This is a genomic window from Candidatus Nomurabacteria bacterium (assembly GCA_023898665.1).
GTDB lineage: Bacteria > Patescibacteriota > Saccharimonadia > Saccharimonadales > HK-STAS-PATE-42 > HK-STAS-PATE-42.
In genome coordinates, this window is record CP060233.1 from 343,779 (window position 1) to 363,032 (window position 19,254).

A 19,254-nucleotide genomic window follows, 5' to 3' on the forward strand; every position below is an offset into this window, starting at 1 on the left:
TGTTTTATTATATCCCACAGCTTAAAATTGAGCCCAAATAAGGGCGAGGGCGAGCTCTTCGTAACTTAAATCTAAGTCATTGTCCCTCGCTTTAGTTTGAAGATTTTTTAAGATATATCGAGAGTCATGATCTAACTTTTTATTACCTTTTAATATTTTTTTAATTAAACTTATTTGTTTAGTTGGTGGTTTAAACTTTTTAAACTTTAATAATTCTTCTTTTGGTTTATTGGATTCTTTTATATGTCTAGCAAGATGCCCAATTACGGTTTGCTCTTTTACTTCTCTTAGCTTTGCAACTTCCGTAATACTTTTATCTTCTAATAATAAGTTAACAGATGTTTTATGGCTGTCCTTTTGGCCTTTTGCTCCTACTTTTTTATCTATTGCTTTATTTTCTATTCTCTCGGCTTTTAAGACTCCCCCTTTTAATTTAATTGATTGTTCAATTTTTTTAGATAATTCTTTTTTTGTAAGTTTAGATAACCTTTTAGCAACTTGCTCCGAGTGATTATAAAGCTGGTTATTAATTTTAATGATAGCCGGATTAATTTTTAAAGACATCTCATTAAAGCCAGATAGATGTAATCCATCGAGAGTTTTTACTCTGGAAAGAGCAACATAGCCCATACCATACTCAAAAACTCTCTCTAAGTTTACAAAGGCAGAGTCTAAGGTCATGCCCTGGCTTTTATGTATGGTAATTGCCCAGGCAAGTCTTAGCGGGACTTGTGTTATAACAGCGATATCCTGTCCTTTTTCATCTTTAATTGACCATGAGTCTGGCTCTGCGATAACGATCCTGCCTCCATTAGTTTCGACAATTGGATAGCCAGTTTCTTCTTTAAAATTAATGACTTTACCTCTTGTGCCGTTGGCGTACCTCCCAGACTGATCGTTTTTTATAAACATGACTTCTGCCCCAACCTTTAGCTTAAGTTCTTCGGGCGCTAAACAAGTCTTGATAAGACTTTCTACCAACGCTCTTTTACCAGCTTTTTCTGTGATAAAAACTTTTTCTTTAGTGTTTAACTTAGAAAGTTCAATCTCGTTTATTAAATCGACATCGGCATTATGGCTAAATAATTGGGTAATCCCCTCTTGTTTTGTATCTAATATTCTATTTTTTAAGATAACACTGTCTTCGGATGTTACTTCTCCAGCGCGAATTTTGTTTAAGACTAAACTTAAGTTATCTCCTGACTCTTGCCTGTGCTGCTCTTTTAAATAGCAAATTGCTGGCTTCATCTCGCTCCAAGCTTTAGAGTGGACTACCATGGCCAGCTTCTTTAATGATTTATTAATTGGTGGAAGTTGAAATAGATCTCCACAGAGTATTATTTGCATCCCACCAAATGGCTGGCTACTCTCTTTCATGTGCTTGCAAACTAAGTTCAAATTATCAAAGAAGCTGCTAGAGAGCATTGAGACTTCATCGATGATTAAAATTTTTGTCGATTTAAATCTTTTTATTAGCTCTTTTTGCTTAGCTAGTTTTTCTAAGTCTTTTTCTGAGATTTCTTCTTTTATGCCAATTCCGGACCACGAATGGATAGTTGTGCCGTTAAGATGCGTTGCAGCAATGCCAGTAGAGGCTGTGACAGCGATCCCAATTCTGTGCTCTCTTGCCCAGTTTATAAATTGGTTTAAAGTATAAGTTTTGCCAGAGCCAGCTTGCCCAGTCAAAAATGTGTTCACTCCTATTTGAAGGATTTTAGTTGCTTCTTCTTGAGTCATTAAGCTTAAGTATAGAGTAGTTAGAACAGAGTTTTAGACTCCAAAAATACATCACTAAAATGTTCTTAACTAATCTCCCCTACTCTGTTATAATATTAGTCACTGGCCCCATCGTCTAACGGTTAGGACATCAGATTCTCAATCTGGCAATCCGGGTTCGATTCCCGGTGGGGTCACCAATTTTCATTATAAATAAAAAGTCTCCTGTCAGGGAGATCTTTTATTATAAATCGAGAGCGATGGTAATCATTTATACATTTATTAAGTCTGATATGGACATTTTATAGTGTTTATGGTAATATGTGTATGGATGCAAAAAACAGAACAAAAATACTTTGAGACTTATGAGGTGCAGGAGAGTGATCTTGATACCCTGCAAGATGGCGTAGATCTTCTTGCTGGATCAGGCTTAGTTGAAGAAGGTGTGCTTGATGATATTAGGTTTGTTACTTATGATGCGCGGAACTTATTTGTTGTTACAAGAGGCCAACACGCTTCTACCGAAGAATTCGCAGTAGAAGAACTCCCATCAAAGAGTGCAGATGGTTTTAGAGTTTTCAAGATGGCACACCCTGGTATTGTTGGGCAAAACAGAGATGACTACAGAGGAGCATATGCTTGGCTTCTATGCGAAGAGCTGGAAACAACTGCCGTAGGTGCAAGTAAATATCCGAATGAGAATGTCATTCTTCAACCTGAGTTGCCTCAGCCTAGAGAGATACTTGACGTAGTAAGGATGACTCCCTATGAACCATATATTAGGATTCACCAAGACGATGGATTTAACTACTTAACCGATGTCGTATTCCACGAAGCAGGTCATATTGAACACAGAAGACTAGAAGCTTGGCAGGAGGGTGAAGATGAGGTCCAAGTATTCCCTTCCGATAGGCAAAAAGAAGAGTTCTTGTCTGTAGTGCACAGGAATAAGATCTTCTCCGGCTGGGTTACGGATATTATCATTGAGAGCATACATAAGGGTACGATTAACGAAATGTACGCAATGCTTATCGACCGAGAAGCTGCAAAGAGATTTGATACTAAGAGGTTCGACGAAGATAATAACGCCTTCAAGAAGGCACTTGATGATATTCCAGAGTCAGATAGAGACGAGGCAGGTGTCGAGCGACTTAAGAAGTGGCTCGAAAGTGGTCACACGACTGGGCGGTGGTTAATTAGAGTATTGGAGGATGAGTTCCCTGGCTTTGATGACCGTAAAGAATTTGTACGATCTATATTCGATCGTAGCTCTGTCGCCTAATGGTCTAGTGATTCATTCCACCTCACTATTTCTGCTATAATGTTCCTATAAATCGGGGACTTCAGGGTCACCAAAATCAGATTTTACATTTGTGGGATTATGTCCTTTTTTTATTTATGGAACAACCTGATTCAAATGATAATTTAATGCCAAACTATTATTTAGGGAGAGAGGTGGCACCCGAATGGTACGCAGGATTTGTAGAAAGAATATCAGGAGCACTTCCTGATGAAACAACTTTTGTTCCAGAAATTGGTCCAGGAATAAGGTATATATCTCAATCAAATACATGGGTATACTGCACTCATTTAGGGTTAAGAGGTGATGATTTATTTAATAAGCTCAGAGATCTATCGGATGACTTAGCTACTAAAGTTGGTCCAAGGACATTGCAAAAGAAATATACGACTACAATTCATGGTTTTAAATATGTAGATGATATCTTTGGATTTAAATTAATAGCGACAGTTGATGACCAGTTGAGAAAAGATAAAAAGTGGCGAATTGGAGAAGAAATTCGTGCAGCGAGGATAAGATTTACTAAGAAGGTAGATGTGCCTGATGTGGCTCCTGAGTCACCACGTATCCTTACTCTTGGTAGAGTGATATGTAGACGCGGGGCTATAGACTACACATACTTAAGATCTCATACAGACGGTAAACTTCTAGATCCAAACGATCTAAGAATTGTTTTTAAGAGATTTAATCCGGTGGATGTATTTAAAGCTCCCCCTAGTTCTTAATGGTATAATTCAGGTGTGATTTTTAATAACCTAACACCTGAAGAAAAAAGAATTATTGAGGATAAGGGTACTGAGGCTCCTTTTTCTGGTGAGTATGATGATTTTTATCCTCCTGAAGGTATTTTTGTTTGTAAAAAATGCTCCACTCCCCTATTTGATGCTAAATATAAGTTTAAGTCTGGTTGTGGGTGGCCAAGCTTTGATGAATACTTTCCTGGAGCTGTAAAAGAAACTTTAGATATTGATGGCAGGCGAACTGAAATCACTTGCGCTACATGTGGTGGTCATCTGGGGCATGTCTTCCGTGGTGAACAGCTAACCGATAAAGATACAAGACACTGTGTTAACTCTTTGAGTATTAAGTTTGTCCAAAAAAATAAAGTCGATGAGTAAAAAGTTTGCAGTTTTTGATATTGATGGAACACTCATAAGGTGGCAGTTGTATCACGCGTTGGTTGATAGACTGGCTAAAAAAGGATATCTAGGTGAGGGAGTTTATGAAAAAATTCAGGAGGCTCGGATGGACTGGAAAGTGCGTAATAATGAAGATGGTTTTTATCGATACGAGATTAAGCTAATTGAGGCTTTTGAAGATACTGTAGAAGGTCTAGAAGAAAAAGTATTTTTAGAAATAGTGGAGGATGTCTTTGAGCAATATAAAGATCAGGTTTATATATATACTCGAGAACTAATAAAAGATTTAAAATATAAAGATTATTTTCTTATTTTCATCTCCGGCTCCCATAATGAGCTTGTCCAAAAGCTAGCTGATTATTATGGCTTTGACGATTTTGTGGGAACTCACTACGCTCGAGAAGGATCTAAACTTAAGAAGGATGTTTTTGTGGCATCTCATCATAAGAAAGATTTATTGAAGAATTTTATCAAGAAGCATAATTTAAGTTATGAAGATTCTTATGCAGTTGGTGATACATCAAGTGATGCACCAATGTTGGAGATAGTTGAGAATGCTATTGCCTTTAACCCAGATAAGAAATTGTATGAGCTCGCAAAAGCAAACAACTGGAAGATAGTCGTTGAAAGAAAGAATGTTGTTTATGAGATCTGAGACTTTTGTGATATAAATTAAGCATAAGTAATATAAAGAACCCTAAGAGGTCCTAAAGTGAGCCCAGTGAGATTAATTAAAAGTAAAAAAAAGACTACTAATAAGTCTAAATTACCCATTAAAAAAAGATTTATTAATTTTTTTACAGTTAGCAATGATGGTGAATGGGACTACAATGATAACCCATCTGGATTAACCCCAAAAAGAAAGATTAACTGGAAAAGATCAAGCATTGCTGCAATATTAATTTTAGTGGTCGGAATCGCCATTGGCTTGAGAGTATCTGCAGTAACAGCTCGAGGAGTGTACGCAGATTGGACGTGGCCCTCCACAAGCTCGGGTTTTACGGAATTCGAGCATGGGCTGACAATTAATCAAGTGACTCCTAATGCTCCATTCTTCTGGTCTCATCAATTTAGAATGGTTGGTGGAGATGGTGGTTACATTGGACTGCAGTCAAATGGAAATAGAGTTAATGGCACTAGTGGTAAGACTGCCGTTTTTTCAGTATTTGGTTCAGCACTTTCTGGGACGACAGGCTCATGTGTCCTAGAGTCAAAAGGATTTGATGGTTACAATACCTCTGGTACAAGCTGTAGAGTTCCTTTTGATTGGCAAGCTGGTCGTGAGTATAAGCTCAAGGTGAAAAAAATCAGTACAGATAGCACGGGGCATTGGTGGCAAGGGTCAATAAAAGACACTTTCACTGGCACAGAGACGGTTATTGCAAAGATTAAGATACCAAGAACTTGGACTGGACTCGGTACATGGTCAGTTATGTGGACAGAATATTTTGGAGCTCAACCATCGTCTTGCAGTGCTTTACCTTATTCAAATGTGACTTTCTCAGCTCCTACCGCCAATGGTGGAAAAATTAAGCCAGTTAGATCTAATCGATATCTATCTTCTACATATACATGTAGTAACTCGTCTATAAATGTGATAAATAATATATACACTCAACAGAAAGTTGGTAATACACCTTCTGCTTCTAAGTTATTAGTAAATGATAAAGATGCATCAGTAGTTGTTAAGTGCGCATATGGTGCTTTTATGGGAAGGAACCCAGATCCCAGTGGCTCTGCCTACTGGACTAAAAAATATATTGATAGTGGTTATAATTTAAAGGTTCTAGCGCGTGGACTTTTATACAGTAATGAGGGTAAAAGTAAATCTCAACTTGGCTTTAGTAGTTATATAACGAGACTCTATAGCTCATGCCTGGGCGGAAGAGTTGCTCCTCAGGCGGATATTAATACATGGACCGTTAAATACTTGGCAGGGCTTACAAAAGAGGATATTTTCGTTTTTGTGGTAATGACAGCTGGACGCCAACTTAAATAGCTTAAGCTTTCATTACTTAATATGAGCTGATAAACTTGCATTAGTTTATGGCATACGGCTTTCCTCCAGAACAAGATATTGCAACAGTATTCTCCGAGCTCTACTATGGAGAAACTTGGAGGGCAAGGTCAGTAAGGGTACTTGTTAAAACTGCAATGGCCTCATATAAAAGCCCGTACTTAAATCCCCGAGAAGAGACAGGCGAAAAACTTATTCTTCCTCACTCAATAAAGTACGGAATTGCTATAAGATATGCAGAGATTGAAGTTAATCCTGAGATGGAGCCAAACCCATTAAAAGATTTCAGCAAACTATCTTTTGCTTTTTTAAGTCTATTAGAAGACTATCAAATTGAAACTAAAGATGAGCTCGATCTCTATGGGGCTGCTGAGTGGGTTGAAGGTGTTATCCCAATGGGAATGCAACTTGGATATGGTGAAGTAGTTATGGTTAGGCAGAGTCCTGTACCTAATTCGCGTCCATTAGGCGATTAGCTTCAGCATCGGCTAATTTGTTAAATTCTCTCAAAACGTGGGTGAATTCAACTTTTTTGAATTCTGACATTAACTTTTTAATTTGCTCGTAAACTACGGCTAGATCTTTGTTTTTTACTTTGTAGATACCCTTCATTTGGTTAACAACCAATAAACTATCGAGCCTGAATTCTATTTCTTCTACTTCTAACTCTTTTGCTCGCTCTAAAGCAAACAGCACAGCTCTATACTCAGCTTGGTTATTTGTTGTGATACCTAAAAACTTACCACCAGTTTCTAATACACGCTCACTAAGAGTATCTTGAATTACAAAACCGCTGGCGCTTGGTCCAGGGTTACCTCTTGAGCCACCATCGGCATTTATAATTACTTTTTTAGGAAAGTTTGACATCTCTAAATATTAGTCTTAATTATAACTTAATTTACCTCTCGAGTCTAAAACTGTAAACCAAGTTTTTCCTCTATTTAATTTTATTTCTGCTCCACTGCTATCTTTAAGTTTAATTTGTGATTTTTGATCTACTTTTGTCCAAGTAGCTGGAGTAGCTATGCCATCTTGAAAAACTACTGCCTCCCCACTCCCTATAGTTGCATATGAGTAACGTGATCCATCCTCTTGAACGATTTTAGAAGGAATTATCAATGCAACAACAACTTTTGGCTCTATTTGAGTTCCTGATTTATCTAGATGTGGTGCCCCACCTTGTGATCTTAAGTATGAGTTATTGATGGGATTGTATACAAAGACGGAATTATAGAGTTTTGAGGATATATTAAGCTTAACTTCGGTAGTTGTAGGAGCTGAGGCCTTTTGGTCATCTTTTCTAGCAAAAGTTGGGAACTGCTCTAACTTGTAGCCTTTTAAATCGTTAAACTTATCAATGTTTTCAAACTTAGTATAAACATTATGGGGGGCTTTTCTGTCTTTTGATCTCCAAAAGCTTTTACCATTTGCAAATTGGTCCATATCTTTCCAAGTTCCGTCACGAACTAAGCTTAGGGCTCTTTTGCTGCCTCCCACATGGACAACAGTAGGGCCATATGGTCTAAGCCAATCTAAAAAGTAAGGTCGAAGTGACCTAACAGGTCCTATCTCATCTGGAGTATTTTCTTGATAAATTGTAGCAAAGCGAGTTATCCCCCCCTCTGCAATGGCTTCATAAACTATCCCAGCTTGGTTTAAGCCTGATTGTGGACGGGCATCTACAGAGTTCTCAATTATCAGTGCAGTTAGTGGTCGGTTTGCTTGTTCTTCGGTTACTTCTGCTCCAGTTAAAGGTGAATATGTTTTTTTGGTAGGAGAAGTTTTTAGGGTAGATTCAGAAATATTTACCGAGCTAGACTTATTGTCAGTTCTTACAAACAAGAAATAAATTATTACTAGAACTACTACTACTAATAATAAAGAGAATATTATTATTTGTTTTTTAGTAAATCGACTAATTTTAGGTGCTAACATTCTTGCTCTGCCTGGAGTTCGAGGCTCTTTTTGGTCTATCAAAAGTGTTTTGCATTTTTATTTTAGTTAGAACACCCTCTTAATGCTTAAGCTTAACACAAGATTGGTAATTGATCTAGATCTTCTCAAGTAGTTCTTCGCCTTCTTTGAGGTACTCTTTAAATGCATTCATATTCCATTCTCTTCCTAAAAAGTCTCTTACTAGCTCAGCTGCCGGTTTGCTTCCTCCGGGTTCTAAAATTGTTTTTCTATAGTGTTCGGCCACTTTTTTATCTAGTAGGTTCTTCTTATTAAACTTAGTAAATAGATCCTTTGAGATAGCTAGTGACCACATGTAAGTGTAGTAGTTAGAGGTATAATTACCGATAGCATGGCTAAAATTATACGTTATAAAATACTTTGGCTTATTATCTCTTTGGCTATAATCTTTTGCAATTTTACATTCCAATTCTTCTATGGCTTTTATAGAAGGTTTATCTAAGGTAAATAAACCTAGAGAAATCATTGAGAGACCTGCTTGCCCAGATATAAATGCAGCTCTAATTGGCTTATCTTGGTTGAGCATTTTATCTATTAACTCATCTGGGATCTTTTCGCCAGTTTTATGATGACTACTTAATTTTTTGATCACGTTTTTGTCTCTAATTATCTCTTCTAAGAGTTGGGGCGGGGCTTCAACAAAGTCCCACTGCACTGAAGTTCCACCAAAGCCATAGTAGTTGTTATTTTGTGTTCCTAGTATTTGGTGAAGAAGATGTCCAAACTCGTGAAAGAAAGTTTCTACCTCTTCTATACTTTGAAGCCCATCTGATTTATCATTTGGTTTGTTAAAGTTGCATACGAGTATAGCTTCTGATAGCGCACCACCATTTTTGCTCGTTCTGATATCGCTTTCGCATGCGTGAGTATACTTCCCCTCTCTTGGGTGCATGTCTAGGTGAATTCTACCGATTATTTTGTTTCCTGACGATTTAACAAGATATGTCTCAATATCCTTATGCCATTTTTCAGCAATATCTTCGGGTATAAAAGAAATTGAGAACATTTCTGAAAAAATATTTAAGATCTCTTTTTTTACGTGCTTAAACGGAAAGTATGGACGTAATTCTGACTCTTTTACTCCAGAAACTATCTCAACTAGTCTTTCGCTGTAATATGCCCTATCAGTTTTAGATAGCTTCGTTTTGTCGCCCATTTTAAGCTTAACTCTTTTGATTCTGTCAATTTCTTTAGTAAGTCTTTCTTGTGAGTAATCTCTTAGAGCCTCTATAAATTTAAGAGCATTTTTTGGGTTTTCGATCATTTTGCTAGACATTGTGAGTTCAGCATAGTTTTTAAATCCGCAGATTATTGCCATCTCTTTGGCATTCTTTAAGTATTCTAAAGTAAGTTTTTTATTCAACGGTTTTGAGTATTCTCCTGATGCTTTGGCGGCTTTTTCTCTTGTTTTTTTAACTTTACATTGAGTGATTATTAAGCTTAGGTTACTTGAAACCAGCTTAATTTTAATTGAGCCATCTTTTTGCCTATTTGCATCAATTAAGTCTTCAGGTAAGCCATCAAGTTCTTCTTCGTTGAAAGTTAAGATCGGAATGTTTTCTGCGATATTGGCGGCAAACTCTGATTCAATGGCTTTATTTCTATCTCTAAGTTTCTTTAGTTTTTTAGCATCTTGGTTATTTAACTCAACTCCATTGAGTTTATATCCTAGCATTACTTTGTCGTAGAAGTTTATTGACTGTGGATCTGTTAAGTCGTTTCTATTTACATTATCTTTTATCTTAGCGTATAGGTCTCTATTCTCAAGTAATAAGAAAGCTAGAGTGTTATCTGGAAGATAATAAAAATAAGGCATATTCTCACTTGCAAAATCTCTTATCTTCTTATCAGTGTGGATTAATTCTGTAACCTCAAGATGTTGGAAGGCTATGGTCAAGATACTATTTGCATTATCCACTGCATTTAGAAGCTGAGCATCTTTTAAGTCTGATCTAAGAATCTTTGAAAGCTCATTGTTATACTCACCTTTTGCTTTTGCGCAAAAGTCTTTGAAACTCTGAATATTTTTTAGATAAGAAAAAAAAGATGGTGTAAGTTCTGCGCTCTCCGTCATATCTTTTTTATAATACACTACTTTAAGCTGTAAAGTGCGGCTGCGACTGAGGTTGCTAGATTTAAGCTACTTACACCTTCTCTCATTGCGAGCCTTACTATTAAATCGGAACTAAGCTTAAGTTCTTCAGATATTCCATCTCGTTCTGAGCCAAAAGTTAATATTGCATTACTTGGTATTTGCTTCTTAAGTTTTGAGTTTAAATCCTTCCCTCTTTCATCAAAAGAGATCAATGGTAACTTAAGTTTAGTAATTTCTTCTGAATTAAGTTTAGTAATTTCCATTGCAAATTGGAGTCCGGCTGCTGCTCTTATGGCCCGAGTGTTCCAAGGGTTTGTCTCTCCTGTTATTATCAGATTCTTAATTCCTGCGGCGGCACAAACCCTTATGACTGCTCCGATGTTATTGAGATCTTTGGGACTATCGAGCAAAACTTTTAACCCCTCATCCCAACCTCCTATCAACTGAGAGTGATTTCTTGGTTTTTTGAAAATACCTAAAATTCCAGTTCTAATTTTTGATTTTGATAATTTGTCAAAATCATCCCCTATCTCCACTAAATATTGATTCAATAAATCTAGTACATCAGGGCATAACTTTTGGGCAAGTTTAATAATATCTACTTTGTTTCTGCAGACTAAATCCTTTAATTGAGCTTCAAATCTAAGAGCATGTTTAACTGCATGAAGTCCTTCTGCTATTACTAAATCCCCTGCCCCATTATTATTTTGCTCGATCAAGTTTTTTAATTTATTTATTTGCATATAAGAGTTAGTATGTTTTGTAGTATAATATTAACAGATCAAGAAAATTATGTACCCGTAGCTCAGCTGGATAGAGCGTTGGCTTGCGGAGCCAAAGGTCGCAGGTTCGAGTCCTGCCGGGTACACCATTGAAATTGAGATAGCTGTAAGAACTCCCGAGGGAGTTCTTTATGTTAGGATAATGTTATGAATATAAAGATAGAAGAAACTACCTCGCTTGAGGGACTATATCCGTTGTGGCAAAGTGCATTGGGTGATATTTGGCCACTTTCGGAGCGATCATTTATAGGTAAACTTAGCAACAAGAACTCCACCACACTCACTGCATTTGATGGGGATGAATTGGTGGGTATGATCACCATTAACGGCGCAAATATTACTGTTATTCTAGTACATCCTGATTCTCAGAGAAAAGGTGTGGGGAGTGCACTGTTGGACAGTGCCATAAGTAAGATAAAAAAATCTGGTCAAGTTAAGGTTATGGCTGGTCAAGGTGGAGGATACTTCTGGCCTGGAGTACCTACAAACTTACCTGGAACATTGAAGTTTTTAGAGTGTAAGGGTTGGGCTTCGGGTGAACTAGTGACCGATATGTTCTGTGATTTATCTAGGTACTCTGTGCCTGAGGACATTGAGGAAAAGATTTCCAGTAGCAATGTTCAAACTAGACTCAGTAGCCCTAGCGATGCAGAGGACATATTAGGGTTTGAGAAGAAATACTTTCCTGAGTGGGAAGGTACGTCTACCAAAGAAGTTAGTAATAAGAATTTTGACAATATTATGCTTGCAACTGAAGGTTCCGAGATCATCGGCACTAATTTTCTTTTTAGCCCTAAGGATAAAAACTATGCTACTCATTTTCCTTGGACTGAGATATTGGGTGATAAGACTGGTGGATACGGTTGCCTTGGCGTTAACGAGGCCTTTCGTGGTCGTTATATAGGTTACAAGCTAGCTGTATATTCAGAAAGGCTACTTATTGAGCGTGGTTGCACTGCCAGTCATTTGCATTGGGTATTCTCGATTGAATGGTACGAGCGTCTTGGCTATAAAGTTTGGCGTCAGTATCAAGAAATGAGCTTAGAGATCTAATTTATAGTCCCCTGCTATACTAGCAATATCTAGATAGCATTTCGTTCGGAATACGTCTATTAAGATACACCAACAGCTCGAAGTATTGAAATAATACTACTATTGTGGTATTATTTGCTTATTATGACGCATACACCACTAGAAGGTTGCTACTCCTGTGAAAGTGCAAATGAGACTAAGGGTCTTGTACTTTCGACTCCTCGACACCGCTTAGTTATTGTTCAGGATCAGCTTTACTTAGGACGGGCTGCCCTTATTGCCCAGAGACACGTACCTTTAATGAGTGATTTGACTATTAGTGAAGAGGTGGACTGGCGAGCTATATTGAAACGCTATGAGCGGGTTTGTATAGAGGTATTCGGTGCCACTTATCTTACTGAGGCTACACTTATGAATAATGCGTACGCTAAACCTGAGCCAAAGCCACATTTTCACAGTCACTTAAGGCCAAGATACAGTAAGCCAGTAGAGTTTGCTGGAGTGATGTTTGAGGATCCAAATTTCGGCCAACATCATCTGCACGGTCCTGAGAACGTTAGGGTCGTTGGCGATGAAGTCGTCGAAGAGATCGCTAGTGCTGTTAGGGCAAACTGGGCTTGATTTTAGCTTAGTCGATTAACATATTCCTTGCTATACTTACAATATTTAAATAGAATTCCGTTCGGACTACGTCTATTAAGTGTCACCAAGACTTTCGAATAAGAATCGTATATGAATTAATTTACTTCTATTGAGTACAAAGGAGGAGCTCAAGTGTTCTTTTCTTACTATGGGTTAGCTATTCTGGCCAATCGCTTAAAGATAGTGCGTGTTTATCCTTAAGTTTTGCGAGCACTTCTTTTGCTCTGCCTTTAACCCCTCCTTCCAGAAGGCCTACAACGAAGTCTTCAAAAGTTCCTATTCCGTTTAATTCTGCTTGGTAAACTGCTTCATCGAGATCATCTAATACAGCATTTGGCCCAAAAAGTAGCTCAAGCTGTCCGAAGAAGGCTCCTGGCGACCCATCGAGGAAGGCTGCCTCCAACCCAACCTTTATAATACCGGGACTAAGTTCTTCGGCCAGTTCTAATATCATAACTCCTGGAGTGTATGCTCCTTCGTCGTAGTCTGTAATATCTCTTCTTAAAACTTCTAAAAGAGCTTCGTTAGCCCAGCGTCCGTAGCGCTTATTACGGGCCTCCTCTTTATAAAGAGGGTTACTTATATCGTCCAGTCTAACTCCGTTTCTCACTTGGTGATTAGGCGAAACGAATGTTAGTTGCGTAGCACCGGTCATAAATGAGTGCAGTATTTCGTGTGAGAGTAAATTTTCTATTACTACTGCCCTGTAGTCACCTCCAAAACTTTGAGCGTGTAGAGCATTTGTTAGTGCTCTACCAGAGAAGGTTACCTGTCTTTGGAAACTTAAGAAACTGGCTTTGGCGGGATAGCCAGTTTTGAGTATGTCGTCTAGCACAATTACTTCCTTTGTTTCTTCGGATCTAGCCAAGAGCCTGGCTTTAATCTCATCCATTCTGCCCTCATCAATAAACTTGGCGACTTTCTCTGCCAAATTATCTTTTAAGCCTGGTAGTTCTGAGGTTAGGACCTCTCCGAGTTGTGACAGTAGTTGATGGTGCTTTTCTCGGAATTCTTCTATATCGGTTGTCGGATCTGAACCGAGTAGGATTGACTCGTTTTCTATGGCCTCTATTTGATGAGTGCTCATTTCTGATGTATCCGGTAACTGATCTATAAAAGCTCTTCTTCTTAGCTCATCAAGTTCATCCACGAACTGTGGGGTGTATGACTCGGGACTGTCGACTCTAACTTGGCTTATCTCACTCATTCTTATGACATTTGATCTATTGATATACTAACATAAGCTTTTAACTAGCATTCTTAACATCCCCTTGCTATACTAACAATATCTAGATAACATTTCGTTCGGAATACGTCTATTATGTTAAATTTAGGTTCTGTTAATCCAATTGACCATCAAACTCAAGTTGTTGAATCTCGATCAAGATTAAGAGGTGCTTTTATTGTAAGTACTCTAGTAGGTACCGCCTTATCTCTAATGAGTGCAAAATTTCTTGGAGCCGAAGACAGTGTAACGGCTGTGCTTTCTAGCTATACTATTACTTCTTCTGTGGCGGCTGCGTCTTCTGCACTATCTTTCGGAGCCCAAAATCGTGAGCTAGAAAGAATAATAGAGCTGTCCAATAGTGTGTATCACAATAATAGAAACTTAGTCTAGAATTTAACTTTGCGCATTAGCCAATCGACTGGGTTGTTGGATGGGTTTGTTTGTGGGAGAGCTGTTTGGAGTATATTTAGTACTTTTTTGGTTAGTTCTTTGTCTTTTAAGTTCAGAGAAATAGGCAGAGTAGTTCTTCTTACTCCTATTAATGTAATTTGTGTGTGGGTTTCGAATACTTCTACCCAGTATCTTGAGAATAAAAGTAAATCAAAACTTTCGGAGTTGATCTTAAGTTTAGTATTACTGAGTTCGAAGTGTTTTTTTTGCGGTTTTCTGCTGGCATAAATAGTTAGACCTATAAGAGAAATTAAAATTATGCCTGAGGTTATATAATCATCACCTCCTGATACTGTCCAAGGTACTGAAGCAATAAGTACTGAAGAGAGTAAGGCAGTTAAATACCATGACATACTTTTTTGATGGTAATAAAACTCGTCGGCTTGCCAGGATAAGTTATTGTCTGAATGGGCATTTTCTTCCATATATTAATATCTTATACTATTTCTGCTCGAAGGACTGTTCTATTAGTAAAATCTCTTGCGTTTTTAATATATTGCCCACCGCATGTTATTAAAGAAAGTCTGGGTTTTGATTGTTTATCACCTAATAATTCTGCCATTGGTACTTCGGCTTGAGGGTAACTATCTATAGACTTAACAGCGTATGTATAGACTTGGTTATTATCATCTCGCACTATGATTTTTTGTCCTACTTTAAGTTTATGAAGATTTGAAAAAACAGCTTTACCGTAAGATGAATAATGACCGACTATCATCGCTGGTCCGGGAGATCCTGGCCTTGAAGATTGATTAAACCAAGAAACATTCCATAAACTCTTTGGTACGTCTACAGCGTTACCTGCGGTTACTCCCCTGCTTTCCATAAATGCGTTAACTCCAATATCAGGTATTATTAGTCTAGATGGTCCTGAGGGCTGATTAGTCCCTCCAGATGTTTGAGGTATTTCTACCTGAGGAGGTGAGTCAGCTAAAGATATAAATTTGCCAGAAATATCTCCAGAAGTTACCTCTGGCTCTTTGAGTAATTGAGCGTCTCTTTGGTATTTTGCGTAGCTTGCTGCAGTTACTGAAAATATAGCTATTAGACTTACTGCTAAGATTAGGAATGGTCTAAGTCTTTTTTTGGACTCCATTTTATCAATTTTAGTTATTAAAACAGTTGTTTTATCTTGCTTAAGTTTAGCTTATTTTTGAAACTTCCTCAAGAATAATGTATAATCTTACAGGTCAAAAGAGATAAAAGTCTCTAAATCTTAAGTATAGGAAAGTAGATTATAAAATGAGTGACAATAAAAAACTAACAATTGAACTAAACGAACGTACTGTCGTTGGTAAGAAAGTTCAGTCATTAAGAAGTCAGGGAGTCTTACCTGGAGTAATTAATGAGCATGGTAAAGAGTCTTCTAACGTATCGGTTGCCTTAAACATTTTTGAGGGTGTTTATAAAGAAGCTGGAAGAACTCAGCCAGTAGATTTTTCTATTGATGGCAAAAAGCATTTAGGGATGATCAAAGAGATTGAGCGTGAGCCGGTCAAAGGTAAAATCATCCACTTCACAATCCAAGCAATTAAGGCTAACGAAAAAGTCACTGCAGAAGTTCCCGTACACCTAGATGAAGAAGTGGACATCCCCGCTAAGCGAGTTGGGCTAGATGTTATTGCAGTTACTCACTCATTCGAGATTGAAGCTCTTCCTCATAATTTACCAGAGCAAATTTTAGTAGATGGAAGTAAGTTGAATGAAGTTGGAGACAGAGTTCTTGTAAGTGACATCAAGCTCCCTGAAGGAGTTGAGCTTCCTGGTGAAGACGATTTAGAAAAAGTTCTATTCATTGTTGAAGCTCCTCGTGTAACTAGTGAAGAGGACCTTGCTAACGATACTCCAGAAGAAGGCGAAGAAGAGTTAGCTGCTGATGTACCAAGCGACAATGGTGCTGCAGAAGAAAAAACTGAAGAGTAAATCTAAAATTGTTCTAATAAATTAAAGGGCCGTGTCTTTCTGATCTTATGAAGGATCCAGTAATTGATTAGATCCTAGTTTGCACTGGCATGATTTAAGGGCTGTTACGAAGATATAGTGAGTGGTTTGGGTGTATTTATTAGGGGTGCTATAATTAGGCTTATGTTTGATTTCTTATTTTTTAGTTTAATAATTTCTCTTGCTTACTTTTCTGCATTACTTTTAAATATTAATATTATTCCTGACTTCCCGAGTGAGTTTGAGCTAAAAAGAAAAGCTCGTGAAGGAGACGGCTTAGCAAAAAAGCAAGCATGGGTAAAAAGGCATTCTTCCGAAGTTAAGATCACTTTAAGTCTACTCTTCCTAACTTCTGAAGGTCTCTTCATAGTTTTATTGAGTAGTAGATTAAATCAGGCATGGAGCGCAGTGCTTATCTCGGTATTCTCTTTTGTTGTAATGAGGTTTTTTATCGTTAGAGATATTGCTCCAAGAATGTTTGGATACTGGGAGAAGTTACTAATAAAGAAAATGCCAGAACTTATCAATATGTTTAAGATGATTTTAAAACCGATTTACGGTAAGTCTTATAATGACTCTGAGAAGGCTAAATCATTTTATTCTGAAGAGGAATTTATATATAGATTTGGGATAGATTCTGAAGTTTTGAGTGATGATACCCGCAAAAAAATCGAGAGATCGCTTAAAACTTCAGAAACAAAAGCTAAAGACATTATGCTTGATGTTAAGCTAGCACCAAGAGTTGATGTAAACCTAGATTTAACCCCTGTGATCTATGATGAGCTCCATAAAAAAGGATATGACATGGCTTTGGCTTTTAGTGGATCTAAGGATAACTTTTTAGGGATATTATATTTATCTGGATCAGAGGCAGTTAATCAGCTAAACTCCCCTACTTCGATAAAAGTTGGCGATAAGATGGAACAAGGCTTACAGTATGTCACTGAGGATACTAAACTTAATGAGCTGATTTCTGGATTCTTACAAGCTGGTCAAAACGCTGTATTAGTAACTGGAGCCGGTGGTCAAGTCAGCGGAGTTATAACTGCAAGAAAACTTCTTGCATGGATTAGTGGGAGTTAGTTAGATAAACTCCCCTCATCTCTGTTATAATTAAGCTTATATATGTCAAAAAGAGTTCTAACTAAAGATACTTCTAATAAAATTGGTGAAGAAGTTGTTTTGATGGGTTGGGCGAATTCTCGCCGTGATCATGGTGGTGTTATTTTTATCGATCTAAGAGATGAATCCGGTTTAGTACAAGTTACTGCTCATCCAGACTCGGATCAATCTTTTAAAGTTGCAGAAGATGTACGTGATGAGTATGTTTTAAAAGTTGTTGGTAGAGTGGTTGAGCGAGAAGAAGGTCTGATTAATCCTAATTTAGAGACCGGAAAAGTTGAGGTTGTTGTATCTATTTTAGAGATTCTGAATAAATCAAAACCTCTTCCCTTCTCTATTCGTAACGAAGATGAAAATGTTGGTGAGGAAACAAGACTTAAGTATAGATACTTAGACTTAAGGCGCGAGAAGATGCAGGCTCATTTAAAAGCTCGCTCAGAATTTAATTCCATTATTCATGAGTATATGAAGCAAAATGAATTTACTGAGGTGTCTACTCCAATTCTAGCTAACTCGAGCCCAGAAGGTGCAAGAGACTATTTGGTCCCTTCGAGATTACATCCTGGTAAGTTCTTTGCTTTGCCGCAAGCTCCGCAACAGTTTAAGCAATTATTAATGGTAGGAGGACTCCCCCGTTACTATCAAATTGCCCCATGCTTTAGAGATGAAGATCCTAGGGCAGATCGGCATCCGGGTGATTTCTATCAACTAGATTTAGAGATGGCCTTTGTTGAAGATGGCGAAGAAGTTAGGAAGATGCTGGATCCACTTTGGGTCAAGTTGATAACTGAGTTTGCTGGTAAAAAACTTAAGTTTAGTGAATTCCCTAGAATTTCTTATGATGAGGCTATGAACAAGTATGGTTCAGATAAACCTGACTTAAGATTTGGAATGGAGCTTGTTGATTTAAGCGAAGATCTTTCAGAAACTGAGTTCGGTGTTTTTGCCGGAGCTCTAAAAAATGGCGGTGTTATTAAGGCGATTAGCGTTAAGGGGGGCGCTAGTTTATCTCGCTCTGAGATCGATAAGTTTACAGAAGTAGCTAAGCTTAATGGAGCTGGTGGGCTAGCTTATATTAGTTTTAAAGGCGGAGAAGTTCAATCTCCTATTGCTAAGTTTTTAAGTGAATCTGAAATTGAGTCTATAAAGACTAAACTTGATGTCGAAGACGGGGATACCGTATTCTTTGGGGCTGATAGTATCGGTATTGTTAATAAAGTTCTTGGTGCGCTTAGAAACGAGTTTGCTGAGTATTTTGAACTTAAAGACCCTAACGAGGTGGCAGTATTGTGGGTAGTCGATTTCCCTTTCTATGAGTGGGACGACAAAGCTAATAAATTAGATTTCGGTCATAATCCGTTTAGTATGCCAAAAGATGGAGCTAGTGCATTTGATGTTAATACGGATGAAGAAAGATTAAAGATTGTAGCTGATCAATATGACTTGGTAATAAATGGTTATGAATGTGCTTCTGGTGCAGTTAGAAACTATAAGCCAGAGGTTATGTATAGGGCTTTTGAATCTGTTGGTATTGCTAAAGAAACTGTTGATAAACGTTTTGGAGCTATGATTGAGGCATTTAAGTTTGGTGCACCGCCTCATGCTGGCTGCGCACCAGGTCTTGATAGGATATTTATGGTCTTGAGGGACGAGCCTAATATTAGAGAAGTCATAGCATTCCCTAAAAATGGTTCTGGTGTTGACTTGATGATGAACAGTCCAAGCGAAGTTGATAAAGCTCAGCTTGATGAACTAGGTATTAATCTTAGATAGCTTTTTTTGTTGTTTATTTTATGATTGGTACTTCATGCCTTTT

At 37.7% G+C, this 19,254-nt stretch carries 20 protein-coding genes and 2 tRNA genes; 14 read left to right on the forward strand and 8 right to left on the reverse strand.

What is annotated here, in order from left to right:
* Positions 1-21: 21 nt before the first annotated feature.
* Entirely contained in the window at positions 22-1,737 is a 1,716-nt protein-coding gene (locus H6799_01945; protein USN97835.1) for an AAA family ATPase, read from the reverse strand.
* 104 nt (positions 1,738-1,841) lie between these two features.
* Here H6799_01945 and H6799_01950 point away from each other — a divergent pair.
* The 7 genes from H6799_01950 (at position 1,842) to H6799_01980 (ending at position 6,648) form a co-directional block, all read left to right on the forward strand.
* A tRNA-Glu gene (locus H6799_01950) sits at positions 1,842-1,916 on the forward strand.
* 131 nt (positions 1,917-2,047) lie between these two features.
* Complete coding sequence (locus tag H6799_01955) at positions 2,048-2,998, forward strand: hypothetical protein (GenBank protein ID USN97836.1); 951 nt, start codon at positions 2,048-2,050, stop codon at positions 2,996-2,998.
* Between the two features lie 116 nt (positions 2,999-3,114).
* Positions 3,115-3,741 carry a hypothetical protein gene (locus tag H6799_01960; protein USN97121.1) on the forward strand — a complete coding sequence of 209 codons (627 nt, stop codon included), beginning with the start codon at positions 3,115-3,117 and terminating at the stop codon, positions 3,739-3,741.
* 15 nt (positions 3,742-3,756) lie between these two features.
* On the forward strand, positions 3,757-4,134 hold the full coding sequence (locus H6799_01965; protein USN97122.1) for a methionine-R-sulfoxide reductase: 378 nt from the start codon (positions 3,757-3,759) through the stop codon (positions 4,132-4,134).
* On the forward strand, positions 4,127-4,810 hold the full coding sequence (locus H6799_01970; GenBank protein ID USN97123.1) for an HAD family phosphatase: 684 nt from the start codon (positions 4,127-4,129) through the stop codon (positions 4,808-4,810). The genes H6799_01965 and H6799_01970 overlap by 8 nt, the downstream gene beginning before the upstream one ends.
* A gap of 66 nt (positions 4,811-4,876) precedes the next feature.
* Entirely contained in the window at positions 4,877-6,154 is a 1,278-nt protein-coding gene (locus H6799_01975) for a hypothetical protein (GenBank protein USN97124.1), read from the forward strand.
* A gap of 47 nt (positions 6,155-6,201) precedes the next feature.
* Entirely contained in the window at positions 6,202-6,648 is a 447-nt protein-coding gene (locus tag H6799_01980; protein ID USN97125.1) for a hypothetical protein, read from the forward strand.
* On the opposite strand, the gene H6799_01985 is transcribed toward H6799_01980, so the two are convergent.
* The 4 genes from H6799_01985 to H6799_02000 form a co-directional block, all read right to left on the reverse strand.
* On the reverse strand, positions 6,623-7,039 hold the full coding sequence (locus H6799_01985) for a ribonuclease HI family protein (protein USN97126.1): 417 nt from the start codon (positions 7,037-7,039) through the stop codon (positions 6,623-6,625). The two genes, H6799_01980 and H6799_01985, sit on opposite strands and share 26 nt — an antisense overlap.
* A gap of 15 nt (positions 7,040-7,054) precedes the next feature.
* Positions 7,055-8,149 (reverse strand): DUF3048 domain-containing protein, encoded by a 1,095-nt coding sequence (locus tag H6799_01990; protein ID USN97127.1) that lies wholly within the window; start codon positions 8,147-8,149, stop codon positions 7,055-7,057.
* A gap of 73 nt (positions 8,150-8,222) precedes the next feature.
* Positions 8,223-10,220, reverse strand: a complete 1,998-nt coding sequence (locus tag H6799_01995) for a hypothetical protein (protein USN97128.1) — start codon at positions 10,218-10,220, stop codon at positions 8,223-8,225.
* A 17-nt stretch (positions 10,221-10,237) separates the two neighbouring features.
* Complete coding sequence (locus H6799_02000) at positions 10,238-10,984, reverse strand: TrmH family RNA methyltransferase (protein USN97129.1); 747 nt, start codon at positions 10,982-10,984, stop codon at positions 10,238-10,240.
* A gap of 51 nt (positions 10,985-11,035) precedes the next feature.
* On the opposite strand from H6799_02000, the gene H6799_02005 reads away from it, so the two are divergent.
* The 3 genes from H6799_02005 (at position 11,036) to H6799_02015 (ending at position 12,676) form a co-directional block, all read left to right on the forward strand.
* Positions 11,036-11,112: transfer RNA gene (locus H6799_02005), tRNA-Arg, on the forward strand.
* A 58-nt stretch (positions 11,113-11,170) separates the two neighbouring features.
* Positions 11,171-12,076 (forward strand): GNAT family N-acetyltransferase, encoded by a 906-nt coding sequence (locus tag H6799_02010; GenBank protein ID USN97130.1) that lies wholly within the window; start codon positions 11,171-11,173, stop codon positions 12,074-12,076.
* A 123-nt stretch (positions 12,077-12,199) separates the two neighbouring features.
* Positions 12,200-12,676 (forward strand): hypothetical protein, encoded by a 477-nt coding sequence (locus H6799_02015; GenBank protein USN97131.1) that lies wholly within the window; start codon positions 12,200-12,202, stop codon positions 12,674-12,676.
* Between the two features lie 178 nt (positions 12,677-12,854).
* On the opposite strand, the gene H6799_02020 is transcribed toward H6799_02015, so the two are convergent.
* Positions 12,855-13,904 (reverse strand): hypothetical protein, encoded by a 1,050-nt coding sequence (locus tag H6799_02020; GenBank protein USN97132.1) that lies wholly within the window; start codon positions 13,902-13,904, stop codon positions 12,855-12,857.
* 114 nt (positions 13,905-14,018) lie between these two features.
* On the opposite strand from H6799_02020, the gene H6799_02025 reads away from it, so the two are divergent.
* Positions 14,019-14,315 carry a hypothetical protein gene (locus H6799_02025; GenBank protein ID USN97133.1) on the forward strand — a complete coding sequence of 99 codons (297 nt, stop codon included), beginning with the start codon at positions 14,019-14,021 and terminating at the stop codon, positions 14,313-14,315.
* Here the strand turns inward: H6799_02025 and H6799_02030 are convergent.
* On the reverse strand, positions 14,312-14,800 hold the full coding sequence (locus H6799_02030; GenBank protein USN97134.1) for a hypothetical protein: 489 nt from the start codon (positions 14,798-14,800) through the stop codon (positions 14,312-14,314). The two genes, H6799_02025 and H6799_02030, sit on opposite strands and share 4 nt — an antisense overlap.
* Positions 14,801-14,811: 11 nt before the next feature.
* Positions 14,812-15,471: a class F sortase gene (locus tag H6799_02035; protein USN97135.1), complete on the reverse strand. Its 660-nt coding sequence runs from the start codon at positions 15,469-15,471 to the stop codon at positions 14,812-14,814.
* Between the two features lie 146 nt (positions 15,472-15,617).
* On the opposite strand from H6799_02035, the gene H6799_02040 reads away from it, so the two are divergent.
* The 3 genes from H6799_02040 to aspS all read left to right on the forward strand — a co-directional run bounded on the left by H6799_02040 (position 15,618) and on the right by aspS (position 19,211).
* Positions 15,618-16,298, forward strand: coding sequence for a 50S ribosomal protein L25 (locus H6799_02040; GenBank protein ID USN97136.1), 681 nt, complete (start codon positions 15,618-15,620; stop codon positions 16,296-16,298).
* Positions 16,299-16,460: 162 nt separating this feature from the next.
* Positions 16,461-17,399: a hypothetical protein gene (locus H6799_02045; protein ID USN97137.1), complete on the forward strand. Its 939-nt coding sequence runs from the start codon at positions 16,461-16,463 to the stop codon at positions 17,397-17,399.
* A 42-nt stretch (positions 17,400-17,441) separates the two neighbouring features.
* Positions 17,442-19,211, forward strand: a complete 1,770-nt coding sequence (gene aspS / locus H6799_02050) for an aspartate--tRNA ligase (GenBank protein ID USN97138.1) — start codon at positions 17,442-17,444, stop codon at positions 19,209-19,211.
* The last annotated feature ends 43 nt before the right edge of the window (positions 19,212-19,254 follow it).